At 67.2% G+C, this 20345-nt stretch carries 19 protein-coding genes; 6 read left to right on the plus strand and 13 right to left on the minus strand.

Annotation, left to right across the window (positions count from 1 at the left end):
- Positions 1–22: 22 nt before the first annotated feature.
- The 13 genes from J7520_RS03685 to queD all read right to left on the minus strand — a co-directional run bounded on the left by J7520_RS03685 (position 23) and on the right by queD (position 12828).
- Positions 23–1975, minus strand: coding sequence for a right-handed parallel beta-helix repeat-containing protein (locus tag J7520_RS03685; protein WP_291184128.1), 1953 nt, complete (start codon positions 1973–1975; stop codon positions 23–25).
- A gap of 117 nt (positions 1976–2092) precedes the next feature.
- Positions 2093–3433: a hypothetical protein gene (locus J7520_RS03690; RefSeq protein ID WP_291184131.1), complete on the minus strand. Its 1341-nt coding sequence runs from the start codon at positions 3431–3433 to the stop codon at positions 2093–2095.
- Between the two features lie 301 nt (positions 3434–3734).
- On the minus strand, positions 3735–4157 hold the full coding sequence (locus J7520_RS03695; RefSeq protein WP_291184134.1) for a F0F1 ATP synthase subunit epsilon: 423 nt from the start codon (positions 4155–4157) through the stop codon (positions 3735–3737).
- A 130-nt stretch (positions 4158–4287) separates the two neighbouring features.
- Positions 4288–5724, minus strand: coding sequence for a F0F1 ATP synthase subunit beta (gene atpD, locus J7520_RS03700; RefSeq protein WP_291184137.1), 1437 nt, complete (start codon positions 5722–5724; stop codon positions 4288–4290).
- A gap of 137 nt (positions 5725–5861) precedes the next feature.
- Positions 5862–6725, minus strand: coding sequence for a F0F1 ATP synthase subunit gamma (gene atpG, locus J7520_RS03705; protein WP_291184140.1), 864 nt, complete (start codon positions 6723–6725; stop codon positions 5862–5864).
- A 108-nt stretch (positions 6726–6833) separates the two neighbouring features.
- Entirely contained in the window at positions 6834–8396 is a 1563-nt protein-coding gene (atpA, locus tag J7520_RS03710; RefSeq protein ID WP_291184143.1) for a F0F1 ATP synthase subunit alpha, read from the minus strand.
- 183 nt (positions 8397–8579) lie between these two features.
- Positions 8580–9113, minus strand: a complete 534-nt coding sequence (locus tag J7520_RS03715) for a F0F1 ATP synthase subunit delta (RefSeq protein ID WP_291184146.1) — start codon at positions 9111–9113, stop codon at positions 8580–8582.
- Position 9114: 1 nt separating this feature from the next.
- Positions 9115–9585, minus strand: coding sequence for a F0F1 ATP synthase subunit B (locus J7520_RS03720; protein WP_291184149.1), 471 nt, complete (start codon positions 9583–9585; stop codon positions 9115–9117).
- 62 nt (positions 9586–9647) lie between these two features.
- Positions 9648–9926, minus strand: a complete 279-nt coding sequence (gene atpE, locus J7520_RS03725) for a F0F1 ATP synthase subunit C (protein WP_291184154.1) — start codon at positions 9924–9926, stop codon at positions 9648–9650.
- A gap of 176 nt (positions 9927–10102) precedes the next feature.
- Complete coding sequence (gene atpB, locus J7520_RS03730) at positions 10103–10951, minus strand: F0F1 ATP synthase subunit A (RefSeq protein WP_291184157.1); 849 nt, start codon at positions 10949–10951, stop codon at positions 10103–10105.
- A 4-nt stretch (positions 10952–10955) separates the two neighbouring features.
- A complete protein-coding gene (locus J7520_RS03735; RefSeq protein WP_291184160.1) occupies positions 10956–11324 on the minus strand; it encodes an ATP synthase subunit I in 369 nt (122 codons plus the stop codon).
- 468 nt (positions 11325–11792) lie between these two features.
- Entirely contained in the window at positions 11793–12185 is a 393-nt protein-coding gene (locus J7520_RS03740; RefSeq protein WP_291184163.1) for a phasin family protein, read from the minus strand.
- A gap of 277 nt (positions 12186–12462) precedes the next feature.
- Complete coding sequence (gene queD / locus J7520_RS03745; RefSeq protein WP_291184166.1) at positions 12463–12828, minus strand: 6-carboxytetrahydropterin synthase QueD; 366 nt, start codon at positions 12826–12828, stop codon at positions 12463–12465.
- Between the two features lie 149 nt (positions 12829–12977).
- Here queD and J7520_RS03750 point away from each other — a divergent pair, with 149 nt between their 5' ends.
- The 6 genes from J7520_RS03750 (at position 12978) to J7520_RS03775 (ending at position 20345) form a co-directional block, all read left to right on the plus strand.
- Positions 12978–14612 (plus strand): TldD/PmbA family protein, encoded by a 1635-nt coding sequence (locus tag J7520_RS03750; protein ID WP_291184168.1) that lies wholly within the window; start codon positions 12978–12980, stop codon positions 14610–14612.
- A gap of 17 nt (positions 14613–14629) precedes the next feature.
- Entirely contained in the window at positions 14630–15964 is a 1335-nt protein-coding gene (locus J7520_RS03755; protein WP_291184170.1) for a TldD/PmbA family protein, read from the plus strand.
- Positions 15965–16007: 43 nt separating this feature from the next.
- The gene (locus tag J7520_RS03760) at positions 16008–17348 is read left to right on the plus strand and encodes a TldD/PmbA family protein (RefSeq protein WP_291184173.1); all 1341 of its coding nucleotides are present in this window, start codon (positions 16008–16010) and stop codon (positions 17346–17348) included.
- A 109-nt stretch (positions 17349–17457) separates the two neighbouring features.
- Complete coding sequence (locus J7520_RS03765) at positions 17458–18165, plus strand: DUF4159 domain-containing protein (protein ID WP_291184175.1); 708 nt, start codon at positions 17458–17460, stop codon at positions 18163–18165.
- A gap of 133 nt (positions 18166–18298) precedes the next feature.
- A complete protein-coding gene (locus J7520_RS03770) occupies positions 18299–19294 on the plus strand; it encodes a MoxR family ATPase (protein WP_291184179.1) in 996 nt (331 codons plus the stop codon).
- A gap of 151 nt (positions 19295–19445) precedes the next feature.
- Positions 19446–20345, plus strand: a complete 900-nt coding sequence (locus tag J7520_RS03775) for a DUF58 domain-containing protein (protein ID WP_291184181.1) — start codon at positions 19446–19448, stop codon at positions 20343–20345.

The raw sequence follows: 20345 nt of genomic DNA on the forward strand, positions 1-20345 counted from the left end.
ACGCGCGGCGTTCGAGCGGCGCTCAGTCGAAACCGTCGTGGAAGATCGGATCGTTGCGCTCGACTGCGCCGATGTCCGGCGCGGCGCCGCCGTAGCCGTCGTTGATGCCGGGCAGGACCAGGCCGCGGTCGATCAACGCGCTGGTTTCCGTCGGCGTGAAGTCGTCCTGCGCCGGGGCGATCAGCGCCGGCGCCGCCTGGATGCCGTGCGTCTCCTGGCCGGTGCCGGCCTGCAGCGCGGCGAGGTTCGCGTAGCGGGCACCCTGCCACCAGACCAGGGTCTGGCCGGCGGCGTCGAGCGCGTCGTAGTCGAGATCGAGCGCGATCGGATTGTCCTTGACGAAGGCGCGATCCGTGCCCGAGTAGAGGTTGTTGCGGCTGACCAGCCCGCTGCTGTAGCCGGGCGGCATCAGCCAGATCGCATCGGTCGACGGCGCCGTGGTCAGGAAGCTGTTGTGGTAGACGAAGGTCGGCCCGACCGGCGTGGAGTAGCCGCTGTTGATCTTGATGCCGCTGGCCGATTGGCCGTCGACCAGGCCCGAGCGCGTATTGCCGATGTCGTAGGCGACGTTGCGCACGATCCACACCGGTCCGACGCCGGCCGGCGCGATCGCGAAGGCCATCAGCGAGTCGCGGATGCGGTTGTTCCACAGGCGCACGTTGGCGCAATGGCCTTCGGTCTCGGTGGCGTCGTCGGCGTGGTCGTAGAAGCGGTTCTCGTAGATGTCGGTCTCGTTGCTGAAGCCGCTCGGCGGCGGCGAGCCGCCGCACGAGCCGATGCCGTTGAAGGTGCCGTGGATCGCGTTGCGGCGGATCACGTTGCCGCGGCCGACGTCGTCGGTGAACAGGACCGCGTCGTTCTCGGCGCCGCTGCCCTTGGTCAGGCTCCACGGCCAGTGCGCGATCGAGGTGTCGCTGATGTCGTTGCGTTCGACCAGGTTGCGGTCGCCGCCCTTGATCCACACGCCGGCCATGCCGACGTCGTGGATGCGGCTGCCGCTGACGGTGCAGTCGCTGCTGTAGCGCAGGTAGACGCCCTTGCCGTACTGGTCGGCGCCGTAGTGGCGGATCTCGAGGTTCTCGACGCGCACGTGGGCGAGTCCGGACAGGTAGAAACCCTCGTTCAGGCGAGCGACCTGGATCTGCCGCTGCGCCGGCGCCGAGCCGTCGTTGAACTTCAGCGACAAGGTGGTGCCGTCGAAGACGAAGCCGCCCGGTGCGCCCGCGGCGAGCGCGCGCAGCTCGGCGAGGCTCGAATAGCGGTATAGACGTCCCTGGTCGGTGACCACGTGCGCGGTGGCGAAGCCGGTCGCGCGCGACCACACGCCGCTGCCGGCGTTGGTCCAGCTCGCGCCGGCGGCGATCGCGGCGTCGGCGCCGTCGAGCACGGCGCCGGTCGCGCCGCGGAACACGATCGGCTGCGCGGCGGTGCCGGAAGCCGGCACGCGCACGCTTTCGCGGTAGACGCCGGCGGCGATCGAGACGAGGTCGCCGGCGCGCGCGAGGTCGGCGGCGCGCTGGATCGTGCGCAGCGCGCGGGTCGGGCTGCTGCCGTCGTTGCCGTCCGCGCCGCCGGGTGCGACGTACAGCGTGCGCGCGGGAACGAAGCTGCCGGCTTCGGCGCGCGTCGCGAACGTCGCCGTGCGGCTCGGCGTGGCGCCGGTGCCGTCGGGATCGCTCAGCGTGACGCGGACGTCGTAGCTCGCGCCGGCGTCGAGCCAGAACAGGCTGCCAACGAAGTGCGTCGCGTCGACGCGCACCAGCGGATGCCCGGCGCGGAACGCAGCCTCGCCTTGGCGGCGCCATTCCAGGCGCGCGCTCGCGTTGCGGTTGGCGTCGCCGGAAACGCCGGCGACCAGGCCGCCGGCCTGCAAGGTGCCGTAGGCGTCGAGCGAGCCGAAGCCGATCGCGTTCTGGGCGAAGGCGGGAGTGCAGGTGGCCGCGACGAGGACGGCGAGAAGGAAGCGCAGGAACATCGAACCACGAGGAAGCGACAGGCGGCGGATACTGCCACGCCGTCGCGCGGCGGGTGTGAGCGGCGCGTTAGGGGCGGTGTCCAGGCAGGCGGCGCGTCCGGCGAGCGACGGACGCGCTCATCGCGACGGCGGCGCCAGATGCCCGTCCTTCTGCACGACGAACTCGACCGATCCGTCGGTGCGATCGAGGATCTCGACGCGACCGGCGACGGCCACGCCGCGATAGCTCGGCACGCCGGCGACGAAGCGCTCGATCATCCAGCGATCGCCGTCGGCGGCGGCGAGCCGCAGCGGTGCCCGTGCCGTGCCGAGGCGTTCGGTCAGATCGGCGTAGAAGTTGCGATGCGCGATGCCGATGTCGTGCATGCGCCAGGCGATCGCCATGCCGTGGACGCAGGCGACCGCCGCGACGACGCCGAGCGCGATCCTCGGCGCGAAGCGCAGCCGCGTCCAGGCCAGCGTCGCGATGCCGACCGCCGCCGCGCTGGCGAGATACGCGTACTGGCCGTAGCTGGTGCCGAGCACCAGCACCGGCGCCAGCAATGCGGCGAACAGCGCGAGCCAGGCGACCGGCCAGCGCCATCCGAGCGTGCCCAGCGCCACCAGCGCGGCGCTCAGGCAGGCGGCCGCGCCGAGCAGACGCGGCGGGCTCTTCGCCAGCACGGGAGCGACTTCGAACAGCGGCGGCAGGAACGGAAACAGCAGGTATTCGGCGAGCCGGCGCGGAACGTTGCCGACGCTCCACGCATAGGCTTCGCTGCCGGGCGGCGTCGCCAGGATGACCGGAAGGCGCAGCAGCAGGTAGATCGCCACCGGCGTGGCGGCGAGCGCGATCATGCCGAGCACGGCGCGCGGGCGCGGATGGCGATACAGGGCGGGCAGCAGGGCGAAGGGCAGCACGATCGCCGCCTCCTTGCACAGCAGCGCGGCCGAGCTCAGCACGACGATCAGGACGCCGGTCACGAGGTCGTGCGCGCCGGGTGGACGTGCCATCCGCTGCAGCAGGCGCAGACTCGCCAGCGCCAGCAGCAAGGTCAGCAGGTCGGCCAGGGTGGCGACCCAGCCGTGCACGTAGGCCACGTACGGCGACAGCACGAAGAGGATCGCGGCGAACACCGCGTGCCGCCGCGGCGCGCCGGCCTTTTCGACGCACACTCCGAGCAGCACCGCATTCAGGCTGCCGAGGCCGACGAAGACGGCGTGCATCAGCACGGGTTCGTCCGCCAGCGTGTAGGAAAGCGCGAGCCAGAGATTGAAGGTCAGCGGGCGGTACTGGAAGACGCCGAGACGGGTCCAGGATTCCCACGGCAACGCAGCCCAGTCGGCGACGTCCGCGCGCGCCCACCATTGCAGCTCGTCGTGGCTGAAGTAGCCGGGATTGAGGATCAGCGGCAGTTGCAGCAGCAAGAGCAGGGCGAAGAGGCCGAGCCAGGTCGACGGTGCCGAGGCGGGTTTCATCGGCGCGAGTTCGCCACGTTCGTGCGGCGGCTGCAACTGCCGGGATGAGGCATTGCCGGATGCGGCTGCGTCGCGACGAGGCGCTTCGGCCAGTTTCGTCGTTCCGGCCTCACTCGCGCTGTGCGCTCGCTCTTCGGACCTTCGCTCGCCGTCGAGGGAGTGACGGCGGGAGAGGTTCGTCGAGACGTCGCCGGAGGCACCAAGCCGTCGTGCTGCGGGCGGCTCCGGACGCCGGACAGCAAAACGCCGGCGGATGCCGGCGTCTGCGTGGATTCGCGTGAGCGTTCGGCGCTCGCGGGATTCAGTGCTTCAACGACTGCCGCAGCTTCTCCAACGCCTGCAGCTGCGCCAGTGCCTGCGCCAGCTGGGCCTGCGCCTGCGCGACTTCGAGCGCGTCGGTGCGGTTGGAGAGCGCGCGTTCCGCTTCGTCCTTCGCCTTGCGCGCGGCCGACTCGTCGAGATCCTTGGCGCGGATCGCGGTGTCGGCGAGCACGGTGACGACGGTCGGCTGCACTTCGAGCATGCCGCCGGAGACGTAGAAGAACTGCTCCTCGCCGCTGGCCAGCTGCACGCGCACCTGTCCGGGCTTGAGCCGCGTGATCAGCGGCGCATGGCGCGGCGCGATGCCGAGCTCGCCCATTTCGCCGGTCGCGATGACCATTTGCGCCTCGCCGCTGAAGATCTCTTCCTCGGCGCTGACGATGTCGCAGTGGATGGTGCTCATGTCTTTCTCGCTTCGCTCGTTCGACGTGATTGGTGATTAGTGATGGGTGATTCGCCAAAGCCGATCGCATGGTGCGAAGCGCGCTTTGCCATTTTTCGAACCACCGATCACGCTGTCCGAATCACGGCTCTCACGCGGCCTTCTTCTCCATCGCCTTGGCCTTCTCGAACGCCTCGTCGATGCCGCCGACCATGTAGAACGCCTGTTCCGGCAGGTGGTCGCATTCGCCGTCGCAGATCATCTTGAAGCCGCGGATGGTCTCCTTCAGCGTGACGTACTTGCCCGGCGCGCCGGTGAACACCTGGGCGACCGTGAACGGCTGCGAGAAGAAGCGCTCGATCTTGCGCGCGCGGTAGACCGTGTTGCGGTCGTCTTCGCTGAGCTCGTCCATGCCGAGGATCGCGATGATGTCCTTCAGTTCCTTGTAGCGCTGCAGGAGGCCCTGCACGCGGCGCGCGGTCTCGTAGTGCTCCTGGCCGATCACCAGTGGGTCGAGCTGACGGCTGGTCGAGGCGAGCGGATCGACCGCCGGATAGATGCCGAGCGAGGCGATGTCGCGCGACAGCGCCACGGTCGAGTCCAGATGCGCGAACGTCGTCGCCGGCGACGGGTCGGTGTAGTCGTCCGCCGGCACGTACACGGCCTGGATCGAGGTGATCGAACCGGTCTTGGTCGAGGTGATGCGCTCCTGCAGCACGCCCATTTCCTCGGCCAGCGTCGGCTGGTAGCCCACCGCCGACGGCATACGGCCGAGCAGCGCCGACACTTCGGTGCCGGCCAGCGTGTAGCGGTAGATGTTGTCGACGAAGAACAGCACGTCCTTGCCCTTGCCGCTGGCGTCCTTCTCGTCGCGGAAGTACTCGGCCATGGTCAGGCCGGTCAGCGCGACGCGCAGGCGGTTGCCCGGCGGCTCGTTCATCTGGCCGTACACCATCGCCACCTTCGACTGCGTCTTGTCGTCGAGCTTGACGACGCCGGCGTCGATCATCTCGTGGTAGAAGTCGTTGCCCTCACGGGTGCGCTCGCCCACGCCGGCGAACACCGACAGGCCCGAGTGCTGGGTCGCGATGTTGTTGATCAGTTCCAGCATGTTGACGGTCTTGCCGACGCCGGCGCCGCCGAACAGGCCGACCTTGCCGCCCTTGGCGAACGGGCAGACCAGGTCGATGACCTTGATGCCGGTTTCCAGCAGCTCGTTGGCCGCCGCCTGGTCGTCGTAGGACGGCGCGCTGCGGTGGATGACCCAGCGGTCTTCCTCGCCGATCGGACCGGCTTCGTCGATCGGATTGCCGAGCACGTCCATGATGCGGCCGAGCGTGGCCTTGCCGACCGGCACCTTGATGCCCTCGCCGGTGTTCTTCGCGACCAGACCGCGCTTGAGGCCGTCGGTGGAGCCGAGCGCGATCGTGCGCACGACGCCGTCACCGAGCTGCTGCTGCACTTCGAGCGTGATCGGCTCGGCGGTGCCCTCGACCTTCAGCGCGTCGTACACCTTCGGCACGGAATCGCGCGGGAATTCGACGTCGACGACGGCGCCGATGATTTGTACGACTTTGCCCTGGCTCATTGGAGTGACTCCATTTGTATCTGAATGCGGTTGGATGTGAGCGGCCTAGCGGTGAGCGGTGAGCGGAAAGAGCGAGAGCGTCGGCGCTGGCTGCTTTCGCCGCTCACCGCTCACCGCTCGGCCGCTGACTTCCTTCATCACACCGCCGCCGCGCCGCCGACGATTTCCGAAATCTCTTGCGTGATCGCCGCCTGGCGCGCCTTGTTGTAGACCAGCGTCAGCGAACCGATCGCCTTGGTCGCGTTGTCCGAGGCGGCCTTCATCGCGACCATGCGCGCGGCATGCTCGCTGGCGAGGTTCTCCAGCACCGCCTGGTAGACCAGCGACTCGACGTAGCGCGTCAGCACGTGCTCGAGCACGGTCGCCGCGTCCGGCTCGTAGAGGTAGTCCCACGCGTGCGTGGAGGCCAGCTGTTCCGACGGCGGCAGCGGCAGCAGCGCGTCGATCGTCGGCTTCTGCGTCATCGTGTTGACGAAGTCGTTGTAGGCGAGGTTCAGGCGGTCGACGCGACCGGCCGTGTACTCGTCCAGCATGACCTTGATCACGCCGATCAGCTCGGCGATCTGCGGCTTCTCGCCCAGATGCGTGACCGAACCGACCATGTTGACCTTGAGGCGGCGGAAGAACTGTGTCGCCTTCTGGCCGATGCAGACGACGTCGACCTCGACACCCTTGTTCTGCCACTCGCGGATTTCGGCGAGCAGGCGGCGGAACAGGTTCGTGTTGAGGCCGCCGCACAGGCCGCGATCGGTCGACACGACGACGTAGCCGACGCGCTTGACGTGCTCGCGCTCGACCAGGAACGGATGCTTGAACTCGACGTTCGCATGCGCGATGTGGCCGATGACCTGGCGCATCAAGCGCGCGTACGGACGCGAGGCCTTCATCAGGTCCTGCGCCTTGCGGATCTTCGACGCCGAGACCATTTCGAGCGCGCGCGTCACCTTGCGCGTGTTCGCGACGCTCTTGATCTTGGTGCGGATTTCTCTTGCGCCTGCCATTCGATTCTCCGTGAGCGGTCAGCGGTGAGCGGTGAGCGGGAACAGCGAGAGCGTCGAAGCATTGCGCTTTTTCCGCTCACCGCTCACCGCTTTACCGCTCACAGGCGGTCACCAGCTGCCCGTCTTCTTGAACTCTTCCAGGCCCTTCTTGAACGCGGCCTCGATGTCGTTGTTCCAGTCGCCAGTGTCGACGATCTTCTTCATCAGGTCGCCGTAGTTGCTGTGGAAGTGCGCGTGCAGCGCGCCCTCGAACGCCAGCACCTTGTTCAGCGGCAGGTCGTCCAGGTAGCCCTTCTCGGCCGCGTAGACCGACAGCGCCAGCTCGGCGATCGACAGCGGCGCGTACTGCTTCTGCTTCATCAGCTCGGTCACGCGCTGGCCGCGCTCCAGCTGCGCGCGCGTGGCGGCGTCGAGGTCGGAGGCGAACTGCGCGAAGGCGGCCAGCTCGCGGAACTGCGCCAGCGCCAGCTTCACGCCGCCCGACAGCTTCTTGACGATCTTGGTCTGCGCCGCGCCACCCACGCGCGACACCGAGACGCCGGCGTTCACGGCCGGGCGGATGCCGGCGTTGAACAGGTCGGTCTCGAGGAAGATCTGGCCGTCGGTGATCGAGATCACGTTGGTCGGCACGAACGCGGACACGTCGCCTGCCTGCGTCTCGATGATCGGCAGCGCGGTGAGCGAGCCGGTCTTGCCCTTGACGGCGCCCTTGGTGTGCTTCTCGACGTATTCCTCGTTGACGCGCGCGGCGCGCTCGAGCAGGCGGCTGTGCAGGTAGAACACGTCGCCCGGATACGCCTCGCGGCCCGGCGGGCGGCGCAGCAGCAGCGAGATCTGGCGGTACGCCCAGGCCTGCTTGGTGAGATCGTCGTAGATGATCAGCGCGTCTTCGCCGTTGTCGCGGAAGAACTCGCCCATCGCGCAGCCGGAGTACGGCGCCAGATACTGCATCGCGGCCGACTCGGAGGCCGACGCGGCGACGATGATCGTGTGCGCCAGTGCGTCGTTCTCTTCCAGCTTGCGCACGACGTTGGCGATCGACGACTGCTTCTGGCCGATCGCGACGTAGATGCACTTAATGCCGGAGCCCTTCTGGTTGATGATCGCGTCGACGGCCAGCGCGGTCTTGCCGGTCTGGCGGTCGCCGATGATCAGCTCGCGCTGGCCGCGGCCGATCGGGATCATCGAGTCGACCGACTTGTAGCCGGTCTGCACCGGCTGGTCGACCGACTTGCGCCAGATCACGCCCGGCGCGACCTTCTCGACCGGCGAGGTCTCCTTCGCGTTGAGCGGGCCCTTGCCGTCGATCGGGTTGCCGAGCGCGTCGACGACGCGGCCGAGCAGTTCGCGGCCGACCGGCACTTCGAGGATGCGGCCGGTGGTCTTGGCGGTGTCGCCTTCGCGCAGGTGCTCGTAGTCGCCGAGCACCACCGCGCCGACCGAGTCGCGCTCGAGGTTCAGCGCCAGCGCGTAGGTGGGCGCGCCCCCGGGAGCGGCGGGCAGCTCGATCATCTCGCCCGACATCGCGTCGTTGAGGCCGTGCACGCGCACGATGCCGTCCGACACGGAGGTCAAGGTGCCTTCGTTGCGCGCTTCCGCGGACAGCTTGAACTGTTCGATGCGGCTCTTGATGAGTTCGCTGATTTCGGACGGATTGATCGTGGTAGCCATGGTGGTGGTTCCTGCTCGCGCATCCGGGTGGATGCGACGTGGGTCCAAGGGGTCGAAAGTGAAAAGTCGAAAATCAACGCTCGAACGAGGCGCGGCCGCGCCAGGGTTGAGCTTCGACTTTTGACCTCCGACGTCGAACTGCGAAGAAACCCGCCGGCGCGATCCGCGCCGGCGGGGCCTGAATCAATGTGCCAATGCCTGCTGCAGACGCGCCAGGCGACCACGCACCGAACCGTCGATGACGACTTCGCCGGCGTCGATCACGACGCCGCCGAGCATGCCTTCGTCGATCGTCTGCTCGACCTCGATGTCGCGGCCGAAGCGGCGCTTCAGCGCGTCCTTCAGCTTGGCGGCCTCGGTCGCGTCGATCGGCGTGGCCGAGCGCAGGTTGACCTTCAGCACGCGCTCCGCTTCGTGCTTGAGCTCTTCGAACAGCGCGCCGATTTCCGGCAGCACCGGCAGGCGGCGGTTCTCGGCCAGCACGCGCACGAAACCGGCGAACGCCGAATCGGCGGGCTCGCCTTCCGGCGTGACCAGGGCGGCGAGATCCTTCTGCGCGACGCGCGGATCGCCGAACAGCGCGGTCACGCGCGGATCGGCGGCGACCTGCGCGGCGAAGGCGAGCTTGCCGGCCCAGTCGCCGAGGGCGTTGCCCGAACGCGCCAGTTCGAACGCGGCGCGTGCGTACGGACGGGCGAGGGTGAGTGCGCTGGACATGTCAGATCTCGGTGACGAGCTGGTCGATCAGGGCCTTGTGCGCGTTCGCGTCGATCTCGCGCTTGAGGATCTTCTCGGCGCCGGCGACCGCGAGTGCGGCGACCTTGCCGCGCAGTTCCTCGCGCGCCTTGTGCGCCTGCGCTTCGATGTCGGCGGCGGCGATCGCTTTCTGCTTGGTCGCCTCGACGATCGCGTCCTGCTTCGCCTTGTCGACGATCTGCGCGGCCTGGTGGTGCGCCTTGTCGACGATGGTGGCGGCTTCGGCACGCGCCTTCTTGATCTCGTCGGCGACGCGCGCGTCGGCATCGGCGAGCTCCTTGCGCGCCTTTTCCGCTTGCGACAGGCCTTCGGCGATCTTGTTCTGGCGGTCTTCGATGGCCGCGATGATGTGCGGCCAGCCGAATTTCATGACGAGCCAGACCACCGCGAAGAACGCGAAGCCCTGGATGACCAGAGTGAGATTGGGAATCATGGAATGCTCCTGCGTCGCGGCGACCTCATGCGGCCGCCGCGCAGAACTGCGGATTCGTCGACTTACTTGACGCCGAGGGTGGCGAGCAGCGGGTTGGCGAACAGCAGCAGCAGGGCGATGGCGACGCCGATGATCGGCACCGCGTCGAGCAGGCCGGCGACGATGAACATCTTGGTCTGCAGCATCGGGGTCAGTTCCGGCTGGCGCGAAGCGCCTTCGATGAACTTGCCGCCGAGCAGCGCGAAGCCGATCGCGGTGCCGAGCGCGCCGAGGCCGATCAGAAGGCCGGCGGCGATGACGGTCATGCTCAGCAGATTGCCGACCTGGGCGATGTTTTCCATGGTGTTCTCCGGGGTTCTCAGACTAGGTGAATGGAAACTGGTGACTGATGACGCGATCCAACAAAGACTGCTTTCAGTTGAAAAGTGCAGGCATGGATGCCTGCTTTTTGATCTTCGCGATCAAGGACGATCGCACAAGCAACGAAACCCTTGTGGCGGCCTGCTCTCAAAAGCTTTTAGTGATGCTCCGCCGCCATGCTCAGGTACACGATCGTCAGCGTCATGAAGATGAACGCCTGCAGCGTGATGACCAGAATGTGGAACGCCGTCCAGGCGAATCCGGCGATGAACTGGCCGAAGCCGAGCAGATAGGTCGAGACGTGCGCGAGACCCGCGCCGAGCGTCATCACCGCGATCAGGATGAAGATCAGCTCGCCGGCGTACATGTTGCCGAACAGTCGCAGACTCAGGCTCACCGGACGCACGCATTCTTCGATGATGCGCAGGAGCAGGTTGGCCGGGAAGGCGTACTTGCCGAACGGCGCGGTGAACCATTCCTTGAAGAAGCCGACCAGGCCCTTGTGCTTGATGCCGACGTACTGGATCAGCAGGAACACCGTCAGCGCCATGCCGAGCGTGGTGTTGAAGTCGGCCGTCGGCACCACGCGCAGATAGGCGTGCGCCGGATCGTGACCGGCCAGTGCGTGGCCGCTGCCCCACAGCCAGGGCAGGAAGTCGACCGGGATCATGTCCATGAAATTCATCAGGAACACGAGGCAGAAGATCGTGATCGCGAGCGGCGCGATGATCTTGCTGTTGCCGTGGAAGGTTTCCTTGACCAGGCCGTCGACGAACAGCACCACCATCTCGATCGCGCACTGCAGCTTGCCGGGCACGCCGGTGGTCGCCTTGCGCGCGATGCGCAGGAACAGGAACAGGAAGATCAGGCCGGTCAGGGCCGTGAAGAACAACGTGTCGAGGTTGATCTTCATGAACGCGCCATCGCCGACACTCAGCTGCAGGTGATGCAGGTGGTGCTGGATGTATTCGGTCATGTTGGCCGAACCGGCTTCTTCACTGGCCATCGGTCTACCTGGTTGCGATGAGTGAGATCCAAAAAGCGACTTGCGCAGCCAGAATCCCGGCGATCAGGCCCGGAAACGGCAGCTTCCACACGGCGATGGCGAGGTACAGCATCGCGCACAGCCAGAACCACTTCAGCGCTTCCGCCGCGTAGGCGGAGCGCAATGCACTGCGCGCCGAGACCACTCCGCGTCCGAACAAGCGCAATGCGAACAATCCGCTGCCGGCGGCGATGATCAGGCCTCCGACCAGCGCTGCTACGCCGGCGCGCCAGCCCCAGGCCGTCGCTGCCAACGCAGTCACCAAACTTGCACCGACCTGCAAGAGCGTCGTGCGCAGCGCCATGTGCCAGCCATGGGCGATGGAGTTGCGCACTGGACATTCCCGCAGGCGGGAGAAGGGGCTGCAGCGCGCGTCTCCCGGCGCGACCCACCTCTCCAAAAGGCCTTCGAGTTTATCAATGGCGGCCACTCGGCTGCAATGTGGCAGACGCCGCAAAACACGCAAACCGCGCTGCCATGCGGTTTGTGCACCCACCCGCCTTCGCGGCAAATCGCCGCATGCGCTGCGGTGCAGCAAAACTCCGCTTCGAAAGTCCCGGCGAGCAACACCCGCGGCCCAGTCGCTCCTTGCTTGAATGCTCTTGATGAAGAGTGCGGCCATGGATGGCCGCGGTTGGACTCCCCCGAAGTCGCGACCACGCCCAGGTAGACCGCCTGGCAGATGACGGCGATCCCGGACGGATCGCAAAAAAAAAGCCGGGCAAAGCCCGGCCTGGAATCGGCGCAGTCGCGGGGGAGGGGGATGCGACTGCACGGTCTGACGTTGCTCGTATGGCGGCGATCAGCGCGCGCCGGTCGCCTTCTTGGCGGCATTGACCTGCTTGGTGATCGTCTCGTTGGTGGTCTCGAACGAGCCCTTGGCCAGCGCGCCGATCGCTTCGGAGGTCTTCACCGACACGCCGAGGACTTCCTGGGTGTTGGCGTAGAACTTCTCGGCGTTTTCCTTGGCCAGCTGCATGCCCTTCGGCCAGATCGCCTTGGCGCCTTCCAGGTCGCGCACTTCGGCGGCTTCCGACCAGAATTCGACCGAGGCCTTGATGCGCTCTTCGAAGGTCTTCAGGTTCAGCTCGGTGATGCGCTCGAAACCGGCCAGGGCCAGGCCCTGCGCCTTGACGAAGGTATCGGCGTAGCTCTTGCCCAGAGCCAGCGACTGCGAATTGATCTGCTCGAACATGGGGATTGCCTCAAAACGGGATGGGGGAGATGTGGCAGGCATCCTAGCAGCGTCTTTGTTGCGATGCAACAAGTTTCGTTCGCAACGCTGCCGGGAAGCCCGAGATTCGCACCAGTCGCATTACAGATCAGTTACTTCCGCGTGAACTCGCGGGAAAGTGCGCAGTCCGTCGGGTTCCGCCTCCTGGGCGCGGATGCGGCAGCTGCACATGAGCTGCCGCGCCGCAGGAAGCGCCCGGCTTTGCCGATCCGCGCCTTCGGCGGGCGGCGACCGCGAATCAGTCCCCGTCGGGGCCTGCGTAACTACAGGCCGACGTGCAGGTCTCGTGCACGACCAGGCGCGCCAGCAGCGGCAGGTCGGGCTTCAGCCGATCCCAGATCCATCGTGCGAGGTTTTCGCTGGTCGGATTGTCGAGGCCGGGGACCTCGTTGAGGTAGCGATGGTCGAGCTGGTCGAACAACGGCGCGAACGCGCTCTTGATGTCGGCGAAGTCCATGACCCAGCCGAGCTGCGGGTCGAGCGGGCCGCGCACGTGCACCTCGACGCGGAACGAATGCCCGTGCAGGCGCGCGCACTTGTGCCCGGCCGGCACGTTCGGCAGGCGGTGCGCGGCTTCGATGTGAAAGGTCTTGGAGATCTCCATCGGGCGAAATGGTAGCAGGCGGACCCCGGCGACCGCCTCGCGGCGGCGGTTCATCTATGCCCTTTGTCACGTGACTGACTCCGTCGGCTCGGACAACATCGGCGGTCCGCGCACGCTGGTGCGGCGAAAACACGAATCCCGGAGGGACAATGGACAGACGCGATTTCCTGAAAATCACCGGCGTGAGCCTCGGTGGCTTGGCGATCCCCACGTTCTACGGACGCGCGATCGCGGCCGAAGAACTGCTCAGCACGATCGACGTGGGAGCCAAGAAGAAGCTCGCCGACGTCGCGCTCAACGCCGCCAAGGCGGACGGCGCCAGCTACTGCGACGTGCGCATCGGCCGCTACCTGCGCCAGTTCGTCGTCACGCGCGAAGACAAGGTGCAGAACGTCGTCAACACCGAGTCGACCGGCATCGGCATCCGCGTGATCGCCAAGGGATCGTGGGGCTTCGCGGCGACCAGCGACCTGTCGGCCGACGCGGTGGCGAAGGCGGCGGCGCAGGCGGTGGCGATCGCCAAGGCCAACGCGCGCCTGCGCACCGAGCCGGTGCAACTGGCGCCGGTGAAGGGCGTCGGCGAGGTCTCGTGGAAGACGCCGATCGTGAAGAACGCGATGGCCGTGCCGATCAAGGACAAGGTCGACCTGCTGCTCGGCGTCAACAGCGAGGCGATGAAGGCCGGCGCGAGCTTCGTCAACTCGACCCTGTTCCTGGTCAACGAGCAGAAGTACTTCGCCTCGACCGACGGTTCCTACATCGACCAGGACGTGCACCGCATCTGGGCGCCGATGCAGGTCACCGCGGTCGACCAGAAGAGCGGCAAGTTCCGCACGCGCTCGGGCCTGTCCTCGCCGCGCGGCATGGGTTTCGAATACCTCGACGCGAAGGCGGGCGACAAGGTCGAACTGCCCGGCGGCGCGATCGTCTATCGCGACTCCTACGACATGAAGGCCGACGCGATCGCGGCGGCGAAGCAGGCGAAGGAAAAGCTGACCGCGCCGTCGGTCAAGCCGGGCAAGTACGACCTGATGCTCGATCCCTCGCACACCTGGCTGACGATCCACGAGTCGGTCGGCCATCCGCTCGAACTCGACCGCGTGCTCGGCTACGAGGCGAACTACGCCGGCACCAGCTTCGCCACGCTGGACAAGCTCAAGGACAAGTTCAAGTACGGCAGCGACAAGGTCACGATCTTCGCCGACAAGATCCAGCCCGGCTCGCTCGGCGCGGTCGGCTACGACGACGAAGGCGTCAAGACGCAGAAGTGGGACCTGATCAAGGACGGCACCCTGGTCAACTACCAGGTCATCCGCGACCAGGCGCACATCCTCGGTCTGAAGGAATCGCAGGGCTGCTGCTACGCCGACTCGTGGTCGAGCGTGCAGTTCCAGCGCATGGCCAACGTCTCGCTCGCACCGGGCAAGGACAAGCTCTCGCCGGCCGACATGATCAAGGGCATCGAGAACGGCATCTACATCGTCGGCGACGGCTCCTTCTCGATCGACCAGCAGCGCTACAACGCGCAATTCGGCGGCCAGCTGTTCTACGAGATCAAGAACGGCAAGGTCACCCAGCAGATCGAGGACGTCGCCTACCAGATCCGCACGCCGGAATTCTGGAACTCCTGCGTCGCCGTCTGCGACGAGAGCGACTACCGCCTCGGCGGCTCGTTCTTCGACGGCAAGGGCCAGCCCGGCCAGGTTTCGGCCGTCTCGCACGGTTCGAGCACGGCGCGCTTCAACGGCGTCAACGTCATCAACACGGCGCGCAGCCTCGGCTAAGACCTAAGGGAGCAATCATGACCATCTACAGCGAAGAACAAGCCAAGGCCATCCTCGACAAGGCGATCAAGCTGTCCAAGGCGGACGAGTGCAGCGCGACGCTGACCGGCTCCAGCGGCGGCAACGTGCGCTACGCGCTCAACAACGTCTCCACCAGCGGCTACGTCAGCGACGCCGATCTGGCGATCGAGGTCGCCTTCGGCAAGCGCGTCGGCACGGCGACGATCAACGCGTTCGACGACAAGTCCATCGAGGCCGTCGTGCGCCGCGCCGAGGAGCTGGCCAAGCTCGCGCCGGAGAATCCCGAGTTCGTGCCGGCGATCGACAAGCAGACCTACAAGTCGAGCAGCACCTTCCTCGAGAAGACCGCGGCGATCACGCCGGAATACCGTGCCCAGGTCGCGGCGGACTGCATCGAGCCGTGCCGCAAGGACAAGCTGGTCGCGGCGGGCTTCTTCAGCGACGCGCAGAACTTCTCGGCGATCGCCAACAGCAAGGGCAACTTCGGCTACCAGAAGTCCAGCGGCATGGACTTCACCTGCACCGTGCGCACCGAGGACGGCAAGGGTTCGGGCTGGGTCGCGCGCAACCTCGCCGACGTGGCGAAGTTCGACGCCAAGGCCGACATCAAGACCGCCATCCAGAAGGCCAAGGGTTCGGTCGACGCGAAGGCGCTCGAGCCGGGCAAGTACACCGTGATCATGGAGCCGGCCGCGACCGCGGGCCTGATCAGCTTCATGATGTTCGGCTTCGACGCGCGTCGCGCCGACGAAGGCCGCAGCTTCCTGTCGAAGAAGGGCGGCGGCAACAAGGTCGGCGAGAAGCTGTTCGACGAACGCGTGACGATCTACGCCGATCCGTGGGACGAGAACGCCGCCGTGCTGCCGTGGGACAACGACGGCCTGGCGCGCGAGAAGACGCCGATCGTCACCAAGGGCAAGGTGGACTACCTGCACTACTCGCGCTACTGGGCGCAGAAGCAGGGCAAGAAGGCGGTCGGCCAGCCCGGCAACCTGATCATGCTCGGCGGCGACAAGTCGACGATGGACCTGGTCAAGTCGACCAAGAAGGGCATCCTCGTCACGCGCACCTGGTACATCCGCATGGTCGATCCGCAGACCGTGCTGCTGACCGGCCTCACGCGCGACGGCACGTTCTACGTCGAGAACGGCGAGATCAAGTACCCGATCAAGAATTTCCGCTTCAACGAGTCACCGGCGATCATGCTCAACAACATCGAGGAGATCGGCAAGCCGGTGCGCGTGGGCGACGACGAATCGCCGTTCGTGATGATGATCCCGCCGATGAAGATCCGCGACTTCACCTTCAGCTCGCTGTCGGACGCGGTCTGACGGAGCGGCGGGGAAACGCCCGGGCTGCGAGGAGGACGACGACGTGGACGTGATCACCGAAAGCGGCGCGAAGGCGATTCTCGACAAGGCGATCGGCTACGCCAAGGCCGACCAGTGCGTGGCGCGGTTGAACGGCACGCACACCGGCAACGTCCGCTACGCCGCCAACACGGTCTCGACCAGCGGCTCGGTGCGCGACGCCGAGCTGGTGGTCGAGGTCGCGTTCGGCAAGCGCGTCGGCACCTCCACCGTCAACCAGTTCGACGACGCGTCGCTGGCCGCCGCCGTGCGGCGCGCCGAGGAGCTGGCGCGGCTGGCGCCGGAGAATCCGGAGTTCGTGCCGGCGATCGACAAGCAGACCTACGCGCCGAGCAAGACCCTGGTCGCGCGAAGCGCCGCGGTCACGCCGGAGGATCGCAGCCGCGTCGCGGCCGACTGCATCGAGCATTGCCGCAAGCAGGGGCTCGTCGCCGCCGGCTTCTTCACCGACGTGCACGCGTTCTCGGCGATCGCCAACAGCAAGGGCAACTTCGGCTACCAGGAAAGCTCGACGATCGACTTCACCTGCACCGTGCGCACCGCCGACGGGCGCGGTTCGGGCTACGCCGCGCGCAACACCGCGGACGTGTCGACGTTCGACGCGAAGGAGGCGGTGGAGATCGCCGCGCGCAAGGCGAAGGCGTCGGTCGGCGCACGCGCGCTGGAGCCCGGCAAATACACGGTGATCCTCGAGCCGCAGGCGCTGATGCCGATCATGTACTTCCTGATGAACGGCGGCTTCGACGCGCGCGAGGCCGACGAGGGCCGCAGCTTCCTGTCGAAGAAGGGCGGCGGCAACCGGCTCGGCGAGAAACTGTTCGGCGAGCGCGTGACGATCCACACCGATCCGTGGGACGCGCAGGCGCCCGTGCTGCCGTGGGACGAGGAGGACGCGCCGCGCCGACGCACGTCGATCGTGACCGGCGGCCGCGTCGACGCGCTGCGCTACTCGCGCCACTGGGCCGCGGCGAAGGGCAGGGCGCCGAGCGGCGGGATCGGCAACGTCGTGATGGCCGGCGGCGACAAGTCGACCGACGAACTGGTCAAGTCGACCAAGAAGGGCCTGCTGATCACCCGCACCCACTACGTCAACATGGTCGATCCGCAGACCATGCAGCTGACCGGGCTCACGCGCGACGGAACCTTCTACGTCGAGAACGGCGAGATCAAGTATCCGGTGAAGAACTTCCGCTTCAACGAATCGGTCGTCGTCGCGCTCAACAACATCGAGGACCTCGGCCGGCCCGAGCGCACGGTGTTCTTCTTCGATCTGGCATTCCCGATGCTGCTGCCGGCGCTGAAGGTGCGCGATTTCACCTTCACATCCCTGTCGGATGCGGTGTAGAGGGACGCGGTTGGTGATTCGTGATTGGTGATTCGACAAGGCCACGAACTCGCCAGCGCCGATGTCCCGCTTCTCCCAATCACCTATCGCCAATCACCAGTCACCGCCCATGACCCGCGCCGAATTCCTCCGCCTGATGCTCGCCGGCACCGCCGGGCTCGCGCTGGCGCCGTTCGCGCGGCGCGCGAGTGCGGGCGAGGCGACGTACGATTTCTGGTTCACCCGGCTGATGTACGAGTCGGGTGACTGGGACGTCGATGCGCGCATGCCGTCGAACCTGCTCGACGCGCTGATCCAGTACACGACCCTGCGCGTCGATCCCAAGGAGCGCGTGCTGCCGCTGGCCGATCCGCGCATGCTCACCGCGCCGTTCTGCTATCTGGCCGGACACAAGCTGGTCGAGTTCAACCCGGACGAGCGGCGCAACTTCGAGCGCTACGTGAAGAACGGCGGCTTCGTCCTCGTCGACGACTGCAATCACGACATCGACGGGTTGTTCGCGAAATCGTTCGAGCGTGAGATGGCCTCGATCTTCGGCGATGACGCCTTGCAGAAGCTGCCGAAGAAGCACCCGGTCTATTCGAGCTTCTTCACCTTCGACGGCCCGCCCAACACCGCCTTCGAATTGAACGGCTGGGGTGACGACATCGTCCACGAATACCTCAAGGGCATCGAGGTCGGCGGTCGCCTCGGCCTGCTCTACAGCAACAAGGACTACGGCTGCGAATGGGACTACGACTGGCGCAACAAGCGCTTTCTCGCCGAGGACAACACGAAATTCGCGGTGAACATCGCGATCTATGCGCTGACCGCCTGATGCCGCGAAACCCGCTGCCGCCGGCGTCCCCGCGAACGCGGGGATCCCTGCCGATCTCGATTTTTCAGCGAGAAGCGACTCTGCATTCCCGCCTTCGCGGAAATGACGCTCTCGCAACGTTGGAATTTTCCGCATGAACGACACGATCACCGAACACTCCATCCAGCATCAGCTGGCCAAGCTCGCCGCGCTGCGCGACGCCATCGCGCGCGTCGTGGTCGGCCAGCACGACGTCGTCGAGCAGCTGCTGATCGGCCTGCTCGCCGGCGGCCACTGCCTGCTCGAAGGCGTGCCGGGTCTGGGCAAGACCTTGCTGGTGCGCTCGCTCGGCCAGGCGCTCGCGCTCGACTTCCGCCGCATCCAGTTCACGCCGGACCTGATGCCGAGCGACATCGTCGGCACCGAGATCCTCGAAGAGGACCACGGCACCGGCAAGCGCTACTTCAAGTTCCAGCAGGGCCCGGTGTTCACCAACCTGCTGCTCGCCGACGAGCTCAACCGCACGCCGCCGAAGACGCAGTCGGCCCTGCTCGAGGCGATGCAGGAGCGCACGATCAGCTATGCCGGCACCACGCACGTGCTGCCCAGGCCGTTCTTCGTGCTCGCCACGCAGAACCCGCTCGAGCAGGCCGGCACCTATCCGCTGCCCGAAGCGCAGCTCGACCGCTTCCTGCTGCACGTGCGCGTCGACTATCCGGACGAGGCCGAGGAGCGCGCGATCCTCGCGCAGACCACCGGCACGGCCTCCGCCGACATCGACGCCGTGATGGGCGGCGAGGAAGTCGTCGCGCTGCAGAAGCTGACGCGCGAAGTGCACGTCGGCGACGACGTGCTCGCCTGGATCACGCGACTCGTGCGTGCCTCGCGGCCGCAGGCCAGCGCGGTGCAGGAAGTGCGCGACTGGGTGCGCTGGGGCGCAGGTCCGCGCGCCGGCCAGTCGCTGGTGCTGGCGGCTAAGGCGCGCGCGCTGATCCAGGGCCGCTTCGCCGCGACGCGCGAAGACGTCAAGGCGCTCGCCGCGCCGGTGCTGCGCCATCGCCTGCTGCTCTCGTTCGTCGCCGAGGCCGAGCAGCGCAGCGCCGACGACGTGGTCGAGGCGCTGCTGAAGTCGGTGCCGTTCCCGAGCTGAGCGTCCGGCGCATGCATGCGGAATTCGTCCATGGCGCCTGCCTTCCCCGCTCCCGCATGCCGGAGCGGTCGTCGTGCTTCGCGCGGCGGGCGAGGGCAGTTCCCGCAAGGCCTCGACGGAACTGCTTCGGTACCGACAAGGCAATGAGTCGATGCTGCAACTGATCCCGCCCGATCTGCGCGCCCGCCTGCGCGACCTGCGCCTCGTCGCGCGCCGGGGCGGTGCCGGCGACGGCCTCGGCCAGCACGCCAGCCGCAGCCGCGGCGCCGGCCTCGAGTTCGCGCAGTACCGCGCCTACGAACCCGGCGACGAACTGCGCCGCATCGACTGGAAACTCTACGCGCGCTCCGATCGCTACTTCGTGCGCGAAGCCGAGCGCGACAGCCCGCTGACCGCGTGGCTGATCGTCGACGCCAGCGCCTCGATGCGCCAGGCCGATGCGGCGCGCGCCGGCTATTCCAAGCTCGACGCGGCGAAGACGCTGGCGGCGTGCGTGTTCGAACTCGCGCTGCGCCAGGGCGACCGCTTCGGCCTGGCCGCGCTCGGCGGCGCCGCACCGGTGTTCGTCCCGGCCGGCTCGGCGGCGCGCCAGCGCGATCGCTGCCTGCTGGAACTTGCGCGTCTGCAAGCCGCCGGCGGCTGGCCCGACGCGGCCGCGCTGCATCCGTTGTGGGAACGCATCCGTCCGCCGTCGGTGGTGGTGATGTTGTCGGACTTCTTCGACGAGGCCGCGGCGGAACTCGCCCTGCGCCTCGCCGCGGCGCGCCGCGAAGTGCTGAGCGTGCAACTGCTCAGCGCCGAGGAGCGCGACTTCCCGTTCGCCGGCGGCCATCGCTTCCTCGACCCGGAATCCGGCGCCGAGCGCCGCGTCGAGGCGGCCGCCGTGCGCCGCGACTACCTCGAACGCTTCGCCGCCGCGCGCGCCGAACTCGCGCGGCGCTTCGGTGCGGCCGGCATCCTGCACGTCGAGCACGTGCTCGACCGCCCGCTCGACGAGCCGCTGCGCGCCTTGTTCGGCGGCGCCGGCGTCGAGTCGAAGAGGAGCGCCTGA

It is taken from the genome of Dokdonella sp., from assembly GCF_017744955.1.
In the GTDB taxonomy this organism is placed as follows: domain Bacteria; phylum Pseudomonadota; class Gammaproteobacteria; order Xanthomonadales; family Rhodanobacteraceae; genus Dokdonella_A.